This is a genomic window from Streptomyces sp. NPDC020731 (assembly GCF_044334705.1).
Taxonomy (GTDB): Bacteria; Actinomycetota; Actinomycetes; order Streptomycetales; family Streptomycetaceae; genus Streptomyces.
Genome location: NZ_JBIRTN010000005.1, coordinates 299,462 through 312,921, shown reverse-complemented (window position 1 = coordinate 312,921; position 13,460 = coordinate 299,462). Strand labels below are relative to the sequence as shown.

The window sequence follows — 13,460 nt, the reverse complement described above, 5'->3', positions numbered from 1 at the left end:
GTCACGCGGGGCCTCCCGTCATCCAGCGGGCGCCGAGGCGGGCGGTGAGCGCGCCGAGGACGGCGCCGGCCGCCACGTCCGACGGGTAGTGAACGCCGGCCACCAGGCGGGACACGCAGACGGCGGCGGCGAGCGGGGGCACCGCGCGGGCGCCCAGCGCGCCGAAGGCGACGGCGGCGGCCGCCGCGGACGTGGCGTGCGAACTGGGGAAGGAGTACCGGCCGACCGTGCCGACCAGAGGCTCGACATGCGCGGGGCGCGGACGGCGCACGACCCGTTTCACGACCGAGCCGGCGGCGTGGGCGCCCGCGGTGAGCGCGGTGCCGCGCAGCCAGGCGCCGCGCCGGGGGCGGTCCACGACTGCTCCGGCGAGCCCCACCGCGAGCCACACCGCCCCGTGCTCCCCCGCCCGGGACAGGGCCCGTGCGGCATCGGCGACGCGCGGATCCGCGCCGCACGCCCTGAGGGCCGAGACGATCCGGTGGTCCGTGCCGCGGAGACCGCGGGTGCGGGGGAGGTCGTGGAGGTCGTCCATGTGGACCCACTGTTCACGCCCGACGGGCCGGAATTCCCCTCCCTGTGGAGCGACATCCCATTAATCACCCGTTTCAGGGATGGGAGTGACGTTTCAAAACCAACCAGTCACACAGGGGCGATACGGTCATCGTCATGTCTGCCGACACCGTTTCCGTCACCGGGTGGGGCCGCACCGCCCCCACCGCCGCCCGGCTGATCCGTCCACGGACGTACGAGGAGGCCGCCCTGGCCGTCCGGGAGTGCGGGGCCCGCGGGGGCATCGCGCGGGGGCTGGGGAGGGCGTACGGGGACGCGGCGCAGAACGCGGGCGGTGCCGTGCTCGACATGACGGGTCTGGACCGCGTGCACGCGATCGACGCCGACGGCGGCACCGTGCTGTGCGACGCGGGCGTCTCCCTGCACCGGCTGATGGAGGTGCTGCTGCCGCTCGGCTGGTTCGTGCCGGTGACGCCGGGCACGCGCTACGTGACGGTCGGCGGGGCGATCGGCGCCGACATCCACGGCAAGAACCACCATGTCTCCGGCTCCTTCTCCCGCCACGTGCTGTCCCTGGAACTGCTCACCGCCGACGGACGGGTCCGTACGGTCGTGCCGGGCACGCCGCTGTTCGAGGCGACGGCGGGCGGCATGGGCCTGACCGGGGTGATCCTCACCGCGACGGTCCGGCTCCAGCCGGTCGAGACCTCGCTGATGTGCGTCGACACCGAGCGCGCGGGCGACCTCGACGACCTGATGGCCCGCCTCGCCGACACCGACCACCGCTACCGCTACTCGGTCGCCTGGATCGATCTGCTGGCCCGCGGCGCCGCCACCGGCCGCGCGGTGCTCACGCGCGGCGACCACGCCCCCCTGGACGCGCTGCCCCGGGGCGCCCGCACGCGCGGGGAGCCCCTTTCCTTCCGTACGTCCCGGCTCCCGGCCGCACCGTCCTTCGTCCCCGAGGGCCTGCTCGGCCGCACCACCGTGGGGCTGTTCAACGAGCTCTGGTACCGCAAGGCCCCCCGCGCGCGGATGGGGCACCTCCAGCGCATCCCCGCGTTCTTCCACCCGCTGGACGGCGTTCCGCACTGGAACCGGATCTACGGCCGGGGCGGCCTCGTGCAGTACCAGTTCGTCGTCGGGCACGGCCGGGAGGACACCCTGCGCCGGATCGTGCGCCGGATCTCCGAGCGGCGCTGCCCGTCCTTCCTCGCCGTCCTCAAGCGCTTCGGGGAGGCCGACCCTGGCTGGCTGTCCTTCCCGGTGCCGGGCTGGACCCTGGCCCTGGACATCCCGGCGTCGCTGCCCGGCCTCGGCGGCTTCCTCGACGAACTCGACGAGGAGGTCGCCGGCGCCGGCGGGCGCGTCTACCTCGCCAAGGACTCCCGGCTGCGCCCCGAGCTGCTCGCGGCCATGTACCCCCGCCTGGACGACTTCCGCGCGCTGCGCGCCGGACTGGACCCGCGCGGGGTGTTCGTCTCCGACCTGGCCCGCCGCCTCCATCTCTAGGAGCTGTCATGAAGGACGCCTTCGGCCTCCCCCAGTCCCTGCTCGTCCTCGGCGGCACGTCCGAGATCGCGCTGGCCACCGCGCGGCGGCTGATCGCCCGCCGCACCCGCACGGTGTGGCTGGCCGGCCGCCCCTCCCCCGGCCTGGACGAGGCCGCCGGGCAGCTGCGCGGTCTCGGCACCGAGGTGCGCACGGTCGCCTTCGACGCGCTCGACCCCGCCGCCCACGAGGACACGCTCGGCAAGGTCTTCGCCGAGGGCGACGTCGACATGGTGCTGCTCGCCTTCGGCACCCTGGGCGACCAGGCGCACGACGAGCGGGACCCGGAAGCCGCGGTGCGGGTCGCGCAGACCAACTACACCGGCGCGGTCTCGGCGGGCCTGGTGTGCGCGGGCGCGCTCCAGGCACAGGGCCACGGCTCGCTGGTGGTGCTGTCCTCCGTCGCGGGCGAGCGGGCCCGCCGCGCGAACTTCATCTACGGCTCCAGCAAGGCCGGCCTGGACACCTTCGCCCAGGGCCTCGGCGACGCGCTGTACGGAACGGGGGTGCACGTCATGGTCGTACGCCCCGGCTTCGTCCGTACGCGGATGACGGCCGGGCTGCCCGAGGCACCGCTGGCCACCACGCCGGAGGCGGTCGCGGCGGCCGTCGAGCTGGGGCTGCGGCGCCGCGCGGAGACGGTGTGGGTGCCGGGCGCGCTGCGGGTGGTGATGTCGGCGCTACGGCATCTGCCGCGCGGGGTGTTCCGCCGGCTGCCGGTCTGAGGGCCGGCCGGGGGCGCTCAGTGGGCGGAGACGGATCCCCGGTCCACGCTCCCGGACTGCGGGGGCACCACCGTGGAGCCGAAGGGGAACTCGCGCAGCTTGCGCCACACCCCGTCGGCGCCCTGTTCGTAGAGCGCGAAGCCGGTGCAGGGCCACTCGGCCTCGTAGTCGGCGAGGTCCTCGTAGGCGCGGTCCATGGCCGCCTCGTCGATGCCGTGCGCCACGGTGACGTGCGGGTGGTACGGGAACTGCAGCTCGCGGGCGACCGGACCCGAGGCGTCGCGGACCCGCTTCTGCAGCCAGGTGCACGCCGCACCGCCCTCGACGACCTGGACGAACACCACCGGCGTCAGCGGCCGGAAGGTGCCGGTGCCGGACAGCCGCATGGGGAACGGGCGGCCGGCCGCGGCGATCTCGCTCAGATGCGCCTCGACGGCCGGCACGTCGGCGTCGTCGATCTCGGTCGGCGGCAACAGGGTGACGTGTGTGGGGATACCGTGAGCCGCGGCGTCGCCGAAACCCGCGCGCAGCTGCTGAAGCCGGCTGCCGTGAGGCTCCGGGACCGCGATCGACACGCCGATCGTTACGGTCCCCACGTCGTCTCCTGTCGTTGTGGTGGTGAAGCACGGTGGTGGAACTGCGGTGAGCGCCGGGTGACCGCGGAAACGGTCACCCGGTTATCGACTGTACGACCACGACCCGGATGCGGGCAGGCGCAACCGGAGTGATGTGCAGCGCTGTGTGGTGGTACGGATCGCTGCCGTGGGCCGGTTCAGCGCCGGTTCGGTGCTCGGCGGTTCAGTGCTTGGCGGGCAGGAAGCCGACCCGGTCGTACGCCCGGGAGAGGGTCTCCGCGGCGACGGCACGTGCCTTCTCCGCGCCCTTGGCCAGGACCGAGTCGAGGGTCTCGGGGTCGTCCAGGTACTGCTGGGTGCGCTCCTTGAACGGGGTCACGAACTCGACCATGACCTCGGCGAGGTCCGTCTTGAGCGCACCGTAGCCCTTGCCGGCGTACTTCTCCTCCAGTTCGGGGATGTCCGCTCCGGTGAGGGTCGAATAGATCGTGAGGAGATTGCTCACGCCGGGCTTCTCCACGACGTCGTAGCGGATCACCGTGTCGGTGTCGGTGACCGCGCTCTTCACCTTCTTGGCGGTGGTCTTCGGCTCGTCCAGGAGGTTGATGAGGCCCTTCGGCGTGGACGCCGACTTGCTCATCTTGATCGACGGGTCCTGGAGGTCGTAGATCTTCGCCGTCTCCCTGAGGATGTACGGCTTCGGCATCGTGAAGGTCGCGCCGAACCGGCCGTTGAAACGCTCGGCGAGGTCGCGCGTGAGCTCGATGTGCTGGCGCTGGTCCTCGCCCACCGGCACCTCGTCGGCCTGGTAGAGCAGGATGTCCGCGACCTGCAGGACCGGGTAGGTGAACAGTCCGACCGAGGCGCGGTCGGCGCCCTGCTTGGCGGACTTGTCCTTGAACTGGGTCATGCGGGAGGCCTCGCCGAAGCCGGTGAGGCAGTTCATGATCCAGGCGAGCTGGGCGTGCTCGGGGACGTGGCTCTGCACGAAGAGCGTGCAACGGTCCGGGTCGAGGCCGGCGGCCAGCAGCTGGGCGGCTGCCAGCCGGGTGTTGGCGCGCAGCTCGGCCGGGTCCTGCGGGACCGTGATCGCGTGCAGGTCGACGACCATGTAGAACGCGTCGTGGGTCTCTTGCAGGGCCACCCACTGGCGGACGGCGCCGAGGTAGTTGCCGAGGTGGAACGAGCCTGCGGTGGGCTGGATTCCGGAGAGCACGCGGGGTCGGTCAGTCGCCATGCCCACCATTCTCTCAGTTCCCGCGGAGCGCTCCGGAACGGACCGGAAACAGATGGGAACCGATCCGTCCCCGGCGGTGTAACAAGAGAGTGAGGACGCGGGAGGGGGGCCGCATCGTCGATGAGGACGCGGTGATCGCACGCGTACGCGCCGGGGAGCCGGAGGCGTACGCGGAGCTGGTGCGGGCCCATACGGGCATCGCGCTCAGGGCGGCCGCCGCGCTCGGGGCGGGGGCGGACGCGGAGGACGTGGTGCAGCAGGCCTTCGTGAAGGCGTACTGCGCTCTGGGCCGGTTCCGGGAGGGCATGGCGTTCCGGCCGTGGCTGCTGTCGATCGTGGCCAATGAGACGAGGAACACAGTGCGCGCCGCCATGCGTCGCAACACGCTCGCCGGCCGGGAGGCGGCGCTGGTGGAGGCGGAGCCGGTGATACCCGAGTCGGCCGATCCGGCGGTGGCAACGCTGGAGTCGGAGCGCCGCGGGGTGCTGGCGGCCGCGCTGGAGAAGCTGAGCGAGGAGCACCGGCTGGTCGTCACCTACCGCTATCTGCTGGAGATGGACGAGCGGGAGACCGCCCAGGCCCTGGGCTGGCCCCGGGGCACGGTGAAGTCGCGGCTGAACCGCGCCCTGCGCAAGCTGGAGCGCCTGCTGCCGGACTTCCGGCCCCGGGAAGGGGGTGAGAGGCGTGAGTGAGCGGTCCGACGACGAGGCCGCCCGGCTGCGGGAGGAGCTGCGGGCCTTCGGCCGGTCCCTGGACGGGCCGGACGGGGCCGCGGGGTCCGAGTCGATGGTCGAGAGGGTGCTGGGGCGGATACTCGCCGAGGAACTGCCGGTACCGGTCACCGAGCCGCCGGGGGCCGGGGCGCGGCTGCGGGGCTGGGCCCGGGCGCGGTGGCGGTCGCTGGTCGCGGCCCTGTGCGGACTGCTGACGGTGCTGACGCTGACGCCTCCGGTGCGGGCGGCGGTGACCGACTGGTTCGGCTTCGGCGGGGTCGAGGTGCGGTACGACCCCTCGGCGGTGCCCTCGCCGGGGGCGAAGGTGCCGGGCTGCGGGCGGTCGCTGTCCTTGGGCGAGGCGGAGCGGCGGGCCGGGTTCGCGCCGGTGGTGCCGGAGGCGCTGGGCGTCCCGGACGCGGTGACGGTGGGTGCGCTGCCTCGGGGGCGGTTCCTGATGAGCCTGTGCTGGCGGGAGGACGGGCGGACGATCCGGCTCGACGAGTTCCCGGGCCGCCTGGACCTCGCCTTCGTCAAGAGCGTGCGCGAGCAGCCTCAGCAGCTGTCGCTGAGTGAACGGGACGAGGAGGGTGCCGTTTTCGATCCGGCCCTGTGGTTCCCGCGGCCGCATGTACTGAGCTTCTGGCTGGTGGGCCCGGACGGTCACCGGTTCACCCGGAAGGAGCGCACCGCCGGGCCGACCCTGCTGTGGCCGCATGGCGGTGCGGTGACCGGTGAAGGTCCCGCCGCGGACGGGGTGACGCTGCGGCTGGAGGGTGTGGCGTCGAAGGCGCGGGCGCTGGAGATCGCGAAAGGGGTCGAGGAGGCGGGCGAGGAAGCGGGCGGCCGGTAGCGGCCGGACTCCCGGAGAAATCCGCGGAATCGGGACGGACCGAGTGGGAACCCCGGCGGGTCGGGCGGTGTACCAGAAGTGACAGGCGGCCCGTGGGCGGGCCGTACGGAGATCGACCGGCCGAGTGGGGGTCCGGATGCGTGGGTGGACGGACAGGGTTCGACAACTGACGGCAGGGCTGGGCGCGTTGGCGGCGGGGTTGGCCCTGATGGTGTGGGGGGCGGCGCCCGCCTCCGCCGGCGGGCCGACGAGCGCGCTGGTGGTGTCGCCGGAGAGCGAGGAGACGGCGTCCGTGTACTACTCCGACAGCGAGTACGGCGAGTTGGAGCGACTGCTCGGCCCGGTCGGCAAGGGGACGCGGGCGAGGCCGCCGGAGGACATACGGGCGAGGGAGCGGCTGATCAATGTGACGTGGATGGTGCACGACGTGACGCCGTGGCGGGTGGACCGGGTCCTCGTGGCGGAGGCGGGCCAGGACGCGTGGATACATACGGCGGAGCGGTTCAACGAGACGCCGAACGGCCTCTGGCACCGGGCCACCGACCCGTCGGACCTGTACAAACTGCTGTACTCGCTGGGGGTGATGGGAGAGGGGACGGGCACCGGATCGGGTTCGGGGATCTACCCGGCGCCGTGGGAGACGGAGCAGGCGAAGCCGGCCGTGGCGGCTTCCTCCGAGACCCGCGCCGCGCCGGTGAAGGACGACGGGACCGACTGGTGGTGGGCGATACCGGGCGTGGTGGCCGGAGCAGGCCTGGCTCTGGTGCTGGGGCCCCGGGTGAGGCGGTTGCCGCTGCTCCGTGGGCGGGAACGCGACTCGGGGCCGAGGCAGGAGCTGCTGGACACCTGAGCATGCGTACGGCGGCCCGGTGCGGGACCGGACCGCCGTACGAGGCAGGGTTGGGCTGGGCTCGGCTGGGTCAGCCGAGGTCGATCTCCGGGTAGAGCGGGAAGCCGGCGACCAGGTCGGTGGCGCGGCGGGAGATCTCGTCGGCGATCTTCGCGTCGAGGACGTGGGCGGCCTTGGAGGGGACGCCGGACTTGGTGGTGCCGGGCTCGGTCGCCGTCAGGACCCGGTCGATCAGGCCCGCGACCTCGTCCATCTCCGCCGTGCCGAGACCGCGCGTGGTCAGCGCGGGGGTGCCGATGCGGATGCCGGAGGTGTACCAGGCGCCGTTGGGGTCGGCCGGGATGGAGTTGCGGTTGGTGACGATGCCCGAGTCGAGCAGGGCGGCCTCGGCCTGGCGGCCGGTGAGGCCGTAGGAGGTGGCGACATCGATCAGGTTGAGGTGGTTGTCGGTGCCGCCGGTGACCAGGGTGGCGCCGCGCCGCATCAGGCCCTCGGCGAGGGCGCGGGCGTTGTCGACGATGCGCTGGGCGTAGTCCTGGAAGGCGGGCTGCCGGGCCTCGGCGAGGGCGACGGCCTTGGCGGCCATGACGTGCGGGAGCGGGCCGCCGAGAACCATCGGGCAGCCGCGGTCGACCTGGTCCTTGAGGGAGTCGTCGCACAGCACCATGCCGCCGCGCGGGCCGCGCAGCGACTTGTGGGTGGTGGTGGTGACGATCTGGGCGTGCGGGACCGGGTCGAAGTCGCCGGTGAGGACCTTGCCGGCGACCAGACCGGCGAAGTGCGCCATGTCCACCATGAGCGTGGCGCCGACCTCGTCGGCGATCTCGCGCATGATCCGGAAGTTCACCAGACGGGGGTAGGCGGAGTAGCCGGCGACGATGATCAGCGGCTTGAACTCGCGGGCGGAGGCGCGCAGGGCCTCGTAGTCGATGAGGCCGGTGGCCGGGTCGGTGCCGTAGGAGCGCTGGTCGAACATCTTGCCGGAGATGTTCGGGCGGAAACCGTGGGTGAGGTGGCCGCCGGCGTCCAGGGACATGCCGAGCATGCGCTGGTTGCCGAAGGCCTGGCGGAGCTCGGCCCAGTCGGCCTCGGAGAGGTCGTTGACCTGGCGGGCGCCGGTCTTCTCCAGGAAGGGGACCTCGACGCGGGCGCCGAGGACGGCCCAGAAGGCGACGAGGTTGGCGTCGATGCCGGAGTGCGGCTGGACGTAGGCGTGGCGGGCGCCGAAGAGCTCCTTGGCGTGCTCGGCGGCGAGCGACTCGACGGTGTCGACGTTGCGGCAGCCGGCGTAGAAGCGGCGGCCGATGGTGCCCTCGGCGTACTTGTCGCTGAACCAGTTGCCCATCGCGAGGAGGGTGGCCGGGGAGGCGTAGTTCTCCGAGGCGATCAGCTTGAGCATCTCGCGCTGGTCGGCGACCTCCTGGCCGATGGCGTCGGCGACGCGCGGCTCGACGGCGCGGATCACGTCGAGGGCGGAGCGGAAGGCGGTGGAAGCGGGGGTGAGCGGCTGCTCGGCGGCTGACATGGGGACCTCCGGACGTGGCGTTCGGCGTTCACGGTACGGCCCAGGCGCACGGCACATGTTTCCGGACCCGAAGGGCCCGGGGCCGCTTCCCGATGGTTGCTCCATCCCAGCGCGCCAGTCACGGCCCACGGTCAGGTTACCGGGCGGCACGAAGTGCCACGGGGAGGCGTCCACCATGCGGGCGACCGCGTCTGCCGGGTGGCCGTACGAGTGCGTCGCGGGTGCGTGGGGGCTGATCGCGCCCACGCGGCGGAGCCGCACGGGTCACGGACCCGCGCCTTTGGGGGCGCTCCCCCGAGCCCCTGTTCACAGGATGACGTGGGGCAGGAAGCGGGCGTACTCGTCCGTCACCGGACCCGAGGACTCCCGGATGCCCAGGCCCGCGGACTCGTTCTCCACCACCCAGGCGCCCAGGACCACGTGGTTGCCGTCGAAGGTGGGGAGCGGGGCGAGTTGCTGGTAGCAGCAGGGTTCGTCGCGGAGGTCGGGGGCGGTGCCGGGGTCGTGGAGGGTCACGCCGGCGCCCTCGCGGCCGAGGAGGGGCTTGGCGACCCAGCCGGTGGTGTCCGCCAGCTCGCGTGGGCCGTCGAGGTGGGCGGGGAGGAGGTTGGGGTGATCGGGGTAGAGCTCCCAGAGGACGGCCAGGAGGGCCTTGTTGCTGAGGAGCATCTTCCAGGCGGGCTCGATCCACAGGGTGGTGCCGGTGCCGCCACCGTTGTCGAGGGTGTCGAGGACGTGGCCGGCGAAGCGGTCGGTGGTGAGCCACTCCCAGGGGTAAAGCTTGAAGATGCTGCGGATGAACCGGAGCCCGTTGTCGACGAAGCGGCCGGAGAGGCGGTCCCAGCCGATCTCCTCCATGGAGAGCCAGTCGGTGTCGAGGCCGGCCTGTTCGGCGGTCTCCTTGAGGTAGGCGACGGTCATGAGGTCCTCGCCGAGTTCGTCGGCGGAGGAGTGGGCGAAGTACAGGGGGCTGCCCGGCGGGAGGAGGGCTGCCTGCTTCCTCCAGGCGTCGACGAGGCGTTCGTGGAGGGAGTTCCACTGGTCGGCGCCGGGGAAGCGCTCCTCCATCCAGAACCACTGGGGGGAGGCGGCCTCCACGAGGGAGGTCGGGGTGTCGGCGTTGTACTCCAGCAGCTTCGCGGGACCCGTTCCGTCGTATCGGAGGTCGAAACGGCCGTAGACGGAGGGGAGTTCCGCGCGTCGGTGCCAGGCCTCCGCGACCACGCGGGCGATGCGCGGGTCGGTGATGCCGAGGTCGGCGAAGCGGTCGGCGGTGACGATGTGCTCGGCGGCGGCGAGGCACATGCCGTGCAGTTCCTCGACGACCTCCTCCAGCGCCTCGATCTCCTCCAGGGTGAAGACGTAGTAGGCGCTCTCGTCCCAGTAGGGGCGCAGGGACCCGTCCGGGTAACGGGTGAGCGGATAGATGAGTCCCTGCTCCTCGACGGTCTCCTGCCAGCCGGGGCGGGGCTCGGTCGTACGCCGTTCCATGATCCGCTCAGCCGCCGCCGCTGCCGGAGCCCGAGCAGCCGAAGCCGCCCCGGTCGACGGCCTCGCTGCGGCTGAAGGTGCCGTAGTCGGCGTAGCCGTTGCTGACGTCGGCGTCGTAGTACCAGTCGGCGTCGGTGCGGGACTTGCCGACACCGACCGAACCGGACGTGGTTCCGGAGGACTTGCAGTTCTTGTCCGCGACGACCTTGTAGCCGTTGATGTAGTCGTAGCTGTCCCGGTCCACGCACCGCCGGTCCGGATCCGACCCGCACGAGGTCAGCGCCGCCGCGAGGACACCCATCCCTCCGAGCACCACCGTGCTGGACCGCAACCGCCGCCGTGACTCCGCCATGCCCTTCACTCCCCCTCGTACTGCCCCGGGTCACCTCTCCCGGCTCGCGGCGGACAGCCTAGAGACCGGCCGGCCGCCACACACAGGAGCCCCCTGCCACCGGCACTCCCCCACCGTCCATTTGTGGCCCTTGGCGCGTTATGCCGACTTGGTGCGTCAGGGCAGCGCCCTGCACAGGGCCTCCAGGGTGCCGGTCCAGGCGTGGTCCGGTGGGGTGGCGTAGCCGACCACCAGGGCGTCGCCCGCCGCGGTGCCGGCGGCGGGGTGGCGGAAGCGGGAGAGGCCGTGGACGGCGAGGTTCTGCCAGGTGGCGGCCTGGACCACGGACCGTTCGGTGCCGGGCGGGAGCTGGAGGACGGCGTGCAGACCGGCCGCGATACCGGTGATCCGGACGTCGGGGGCCCGGGTGGCGAGGGACTCGACCAGGGAGTCGCGGCGGCGGCGGTAGCGCAGGCGGGCGGCGCGGACGTGACGGTCGTAGGCGCCGGAGGTGAGGAACTCGGCGAGGGTGAGCTGTTCGAGGACGCTGACGGAGCGGCCGCCGCCGTGGGTGACGACGTCCGGGAGCAGGGACGGGGGCAGGACCATCCAGCCCATGCGGAGGCCGGGGGCGAGGGACTTGCTGGCCGTGCCGAGGTGGACGACGTGGTCGGGGTCGAGGTTCTGGAGCGCACCGACGGCCTGGCGGTCGTAGCGGAACTCGCCGTCGTAGTCGTCCTCCAGGATCAGTCCGCCGGTGCGGCGGGCCCAGTCGACGACGGCGGCGCGGCGCTCGGGCCGCAGGGCGCCGCCCAGTGGGAACTGGTGCGCGGGGCTGAGCAGTACGGCGTCGGCGTCGCCCGGGTCCTGCGCGCGGGTGCCGAGGGCGTCGAAGGGCAGCGGGGTGGTGGTCAGGCCGGCGCGGGCGGCCAGGTCCCAGTGGATGTCCAGGCCGTAGGACTCCACGGCGAGCGTGCGGGCGCCGCGGGCGCGCAGGACCTCGCAGAGGAGGTGGAGACCGTGGGCGAAACCGGAGCAGACGACGATCCGTTCGGGGTCGGTTCGTACGCCCCGTACCCGGGCGAGGTAGTCCGCGAGGGCCGTGCGCAGTTCGGGGCGGCCGCGCGGGTCGCCGTAGCCGAGGGCCTCGTGCGGGGCGGCGGCGAGGGCGCGGCGGGTGGCCTTGAGCCATTCGGCGCGGGGGAAGGAGGAGAGGTCGGGGGTGCCCGGGACGAGGTCGTACGGAAGCCGGCCGGGAGTTCGGCGCGGGGCGGGCGGACGGGTCGGCGGCCCGGGTACCGCGCGGTCGGCGACCCGGGTGCCGGAGCCCTGCCGTGCGGTGAGCCAGCCCTCGGCGGCCAGATCGGCGTAGGCGTCGGCGACGGTGTTGCGGGCGATGCCCAGGTCGGCGGCGAGGGAGCGCGAGGAGGGCAGCCGGGTGCCGGGGGCGAGCCGGCCGGTGCGGGCGGCCTCGCGGAGGGCGTCGGTCAGGCCGCGGCGCAGGCCGGGACCGGTCGGTTCCAGGTGGAGGTCGATGCCGAAAGTGGCCCAGCGTTCTGCCATGGAAGTGGACCATACTCCTGGGCTGCCTGGCTCCTAGGGTCGAGGCATGACCACTACTGAGACAAACACCGAATACGCCCCCGAGCTGCCCGTCCGGCTGGAGTGGGCCCGGCACGCCCCCGAGGTGTACAAGGCGATGGTCCGGCTGGACTCCGCCGCCAGGAAGGGCCTCGACGCCAAGCTGTACGAGCTGGTCAAGATCCGTGCCTCGCAGCTCAACCACTGCGCCTTCTGCCTGGACATGCACACCAAGGACGCGCTCGCGGCGGGCGAGAGTGTCGAGCGGATCATCCAGCTCGGTGTGTGGGAGGAGTCGCGGCACTTCTACACGGAGCAGGAGCTCGCGGCGATCGAGCTGACGGAGGCCGTCACCGTCCTGACGGACGGCTTCGTGCCCGACGAGGTGTACGAGCGGGCCGCGAAGCAGTTCGAGGAGGGGGAGCTGTCCCAGCTGATCGCCGCGATCACGGTGATCAACGCGTGGAACCGGTTCGGTGTGACGTGTCGTATGACGCCGGGCCACTACCAGCCGGGACAGCACTCGTGACGGCTCCTACGACCGCCCCGCCCCCGAAGTGAAGGTCAGGACAGCCACGCCCTCCATGTGGACTCGTGGCTGTCCACCCACTTCTTCGCGGCCTCCTGCGGTGACAGCTTCTGGTCGGCGATCAGCAGGGAGACCTCGTTCTGGTCCTCGGTCGTCCACGTGAACCTCTTCAGGAGGTCCGCCGCCTCGCCGCCGTTCCGCGCGAAGTCCGCGTTGAGGTACTTCTGCAGCGGCGTGACCGGGTAGGCGCAGGCGACCTTGTCCGGGTCCGCGTCGCAGCCCTCCTCGTACGCGGGCAGCTCCACCTCGGTCATCGGCACCTTCGCGGACAGCCACTGGGGTGTGTACCAGTAGGTGAGGAAGGGCTTCTTCTCCTTGGCGAACTGCTTGATCTGGGTGATCTGCGCGGCCTCGGAGCCGGCGAACACCACCCGGTAGTCCAGCTTCAGGTTCTTCACCAGCGCCTTGTCGTTGGTGACGTAGGACGGGGAACCGTCCATCAGCTGGCCCTTGCCGCCGCTCTCCGGGGTGCGGAACCGGTCGGCGTACTTGTCGAGGTTCTTCCAGTCCGTGACGTCGGGGTGCTGCTTCGCGAAGTACGTCGGCACGAACCAGCCGATGTGCCCGGTGACGCCGAGGTCGCCGGCGTTCACGATCGTCTTCTTGTCCTCGACGTACCGCTGCTCCTGCTCGGGGTGGCCCCAGTCCTCCAGGATCGCGTCGACCCGGCCCTGGCTGAGCGCGTCCCACGCGGGCACCTCGTCGACCTGGACGGTGTCGACGCGGTAGCCGAGCTCGTGCTCCAGCAGGTACTGGGCGACGGCCACGTTGGCCTGCGCGCCGACCCAGGACTGCACGGACAGGGTGACCGTCCTGGCGCCCCGCGCGTTCGCGAAGGGCGACGCCTGCTCGGTCATGTCGGCGGCACCGCAGCCGGTGACCAGCACCAGCACGGCGACGGCCGCCGTCATGCGTGTACGGGACAT

At 72.4% G+C, this 13,460-nt stretch carries 14 protein-coding genes and 1 riboswitch; of the genes, 6 read left to right on the top strand and 8 right to left on the bottom strand.

Annotated features, from left to right (window positions below; translation table 11 throughout):
- Position 1 precedes the first annotated feature (1 nt).
- Positions 2-535, bottom strand: a complete 534-nt coding sequence (locus ACH4VX_RS10375; RefSeq protein WP_398366929.1) for a phosphatase PAP2 family protein — start codon at positions 533-535, stop codon at positions 2-4.
- A gap of 134 nt (positions 536-669) precedes the next feature.
- On the opposite strand from ACH4VX_RS10375, the gene ACH4VX_RS10370 reads away from it, so the two are divergent.
- Together ACH4VX_RS10370 and ACH4VX_RS10365 are read left to right on the top strand one after the other, a co-directional pair.
- Complete coding sequence (locus tag ACH4VX_RS10370) at positions 670-2,025, top strand: FAD-binding protein (protein WP_398366928.1); 1,356 nt, start codon at positions 670-672, stop codon at positions 2,023-2,025.
- Positions 2,026-2,033: 8 nt separating this feature from the next.
- Positions 2,034-2,789 carry a decaprenylphospho-beta-D-erythro-pentofuranosid-2-ulose 2-reductase gene (locus ACH4VX_RS10365; RefSeq protein ID WP_398366927.1) on the top strand — a complete coding sequence of 252 codons (756 nt, stop codon included), beginning with the start codon at positions 2,034-2,036 and terminating at the stop codon, positions 2,787-2,789.
- A gap of 17 nt (positions 2,790-2,806) precedes the next feature.
- On the opposite strand, the gene ACH4VX_RS10360 is transcribed toward ACH4VX_RS10365, so the two are convergent.
- Entirely contained in the window at positions 2,807-3,385 is a 579-nt protein-coding gene (locus ACH4VX_RS10360; protein ID WP_398366926.1) for a 2'-5' RNA ligase family protein, read from the bottom strand.
- 202 nt (positions 3,386-3,587) lie between these two features.
- The gene (trpS, locus tag ACH4VX_RS10355; protein WP_398366925.1) at positions 3,588-4,601 is read right to left on the bottom strand and encodes a tryptophan--tRNA ligase; all 1,014 of its coding nucleotides are present in this window, start codon (positions 4,599-4,601) and stop codon (positions 3,588-3,590) included.
- A 131-nt stretch (positions 4,602-4,732) separates the two neighbouring features.
- Here trpS and ACH4VX_RS10350 point away from each other — a divergent pair, with 131 nt between their 5' ends.
- The 3 genes from ACH4VX_RS10350 to ACH4VX_RS10340 all read left to right on the top strand — a co-directional run bounded on the left by ACH4VX_RS10350 (position 4,733) and on the right by ACH4VX_RS10340 (position 7,017).
- Positions 4,733-5,293 carry an RNA polymerase sigma factor gene (locus ACH4VX_RS10350; protein ID WP_398366924.1) on the top strand — a complete coding sequence of 187 codons (561 nt, stop codon included), beginning with the start codon at positions 4,733-4,735 and terminating at the stop codon, positions 5,291-5,293.
- The gene (locus ACH4VX_RS10345; protein ID WP_398366923.1) at positions 5,286-6,167 is read left to right on the top strand and encodes a hypothetical protein; all 882 of its coding nucleotides are present in this window, start codon (positions 5,286-5,288) and stop codon (positions 6,165-6,167) included. The genes ACH4VX_RS10350 and ACH4VX_RS10345 overlap by 8 nt, the downstream gene beginning before the upstream one ends.
- Before the next feature lie 136 nt (positions 6,168-6,303).
- Positions 6,304-7,017 (top strand): hypothetical protein, encoded by a 714-nt coding sequence (locus tag ACH4VX_RS10340; protein ID WP_398366922.1) that lies wholly within the window; start codon positions 6,304-6,306, stop codon positions 7,015-7,017.
- A gap of 70 nt (positions 7,018-7,087) precedes the next feature.
- Here the strand turns inward: ACH4VX_RS10340 and ACH4VX_RS10335 are convergent, their stop codons facing one another.
- From ACH4VX_RS10335 to ACH4VX_RS10320, 4 genes are all read right to left on the bottom strand, one after another.
- Positions 7,088-8,542 carry a glycine hydroxymethyltransferase gene (locus ACH4VX_RS10335; protein WP_398366921.1) on the bottom strand — a complete coding sequence of 485 codons (1,455 nt, stop codon included), beginning with the start codon at positions 8,540-8,542 and terminating at the stop codon, positions 7,088-7,090.
- Positions 8,543-8,573: 31 nt separating this feature from the next.
- Positions 8,574-8,674: riboswitch (ZMP/ZTP riboswitch) on the bottom strand.
- A 174-nt stretch (positions 8,675-8,848) separates the two neighbouring features.
- Complete coding sequence (locus ACH4VX_RS10330; protein WP_398366920.1) at positions 8,849-10,033, bottom strand: glutathionylspermidine synthase family protein; 1,185 nt, start codon at positions 10,031-10,033, stop codon at positions 8,849-8,851.
- Positions 10,034-10,040: 7 nt separating this feature from the next.
- A complete protein-coding gene (locus ACH4VX_RS10325) occupies positions 10,041-10,385 on the bottom strand; it encodes a hypothetical protein (protein ID WP_398366919.1) in 345 nt (114 codons plus the stop codon).
- A 156-nt stretch (positions 10,386-10,541) separates the two neighbouring features.
- On the bottom strand, positions 10,542-11,927 hold the full coding sequence (locus ACH4VX_RS10320; RefSeq protein WP_398366918.1) for a PLP-dependent aminotransferase family protein: 1,386 nt from the start codon (positions 11,925-11,927) through the stop codon (positions 10,542-10,544).
- Positions 11,928-11,973: 46 nt separating this feature from the next.
- Here ACH4VX_RS10320 and ACH4VX_RS10315 point away from each other — a divergent pair, with 46 nt between their 5' ends.
- Positions 11,974-12,474 carry a carboxymuconolactone decarboxylase family protein gene (locus tag ACH4VX_RS10315; RefSeq protein ID WP_398366917.1) on the top strand — a complete coding sequence of 167 codons (501 nt, stop codon included), beginning with the start codon at positions 11,974-11,976 and terminating at the stop codon, positions 12,472-12,474.
- Between the two features lie 35 nt (positions 12,475-12,509).
- On the opposite strand, the gene ACH4VX_RS10310 is transcribed toward ACH4VX_RS10315, so the two are convergent.
- Positions 12,510-13,460 (bottom strand): ABC transporter substrate-binding protein, encoded by a 951-nt coding sequence (locus ACH4VX_RS10310; RefSeq protein ID WP_398366916.1) that lies wholly within the window; start codon positions 13,458-13,460, stop codon positions 12,510-12,512.

Bases quoted from the DNA above. Each gene is read 5' to 3' on its own strand.
- ACH4VX_RS10315 (WP_398366917.1), top strand. From the start codon at position 11,974: ATGACCACTACTGAGACAAACACCGAATACGCCCCCGAGCTGCCCGTC.
- ACH4VX_RS10375 (WP_398366929.1), bottom strand. From the start codon at position 535: ATGGACGACCTCCACGACCTCCCCCGCACCCGCGGTCTCCGCGGCACG.
- ACH4VX_RS10325 (WP_398366919.1), bottom strand. From the start codon at position 10,385: ATGGCGGAGTCACGGCGGCGGTTGCGGTCCAGCACGGTGGTGCTCGGA.
- ACH4VX_RS10330 (WP_398366920.1), bottom strand. From the start codon at position 10,033: ATGGAACGGCGTACGACCGAGCCCCGCCCCGGCTGGCAGGAGACCGTC.
- ACH4VX_RS10335 (WP_398366921.1), bottom strand. From the start codon at position 8,542: ATGTCAGCCGCCGAGCAGCCGCTCACCCCCGCTTCCACCGCCTTCCGC.
- trpS (WP_398366925.1), bottom strand. From the start codon at position 4,601: ATGGCGACTGACCGACCCCGCGTGCTCTCCGGAATCCAGCCCACCGCA.
- ACH4VX_RS10310 (WP_398366916.1), bottom strand. From the start codon at position 13,460: ATGTCCCGTACACGCATGACGGCGGCCGTCGCCGTGCTGGTGCTGGTC.
- ACH4VX_RS10370 (WP_398366928.1), top strand. From the start codon at position 670: ATGTCTGCCGACACCGTTTCCGTCACCGGGTGGGGCCGCACCGCCCCC.
- ACH4VX_RS10365 (WP_398366927.1), top strand. From the start codon at position 2,034: ATGAAGGACGCCTTCGGCCTCCCCCAGTCCCTGCTCGTCCTCGGCGGC.
- ACH4VX_RS10340 (WP_398366922.1), top strand. From the start codon at position 6,304: ATGCGTGGGTGGACGGACAGGGTTCGACAACTGACGGCAGGGCTGGGC.
- ACH4VX_RS10320 (WP_398366918.1), bottom strand. From the start codon at position 11,927: ATGGCAGAACGCTGGGCCACTTTCGGCATCGACCTCCACCTGGAACCG.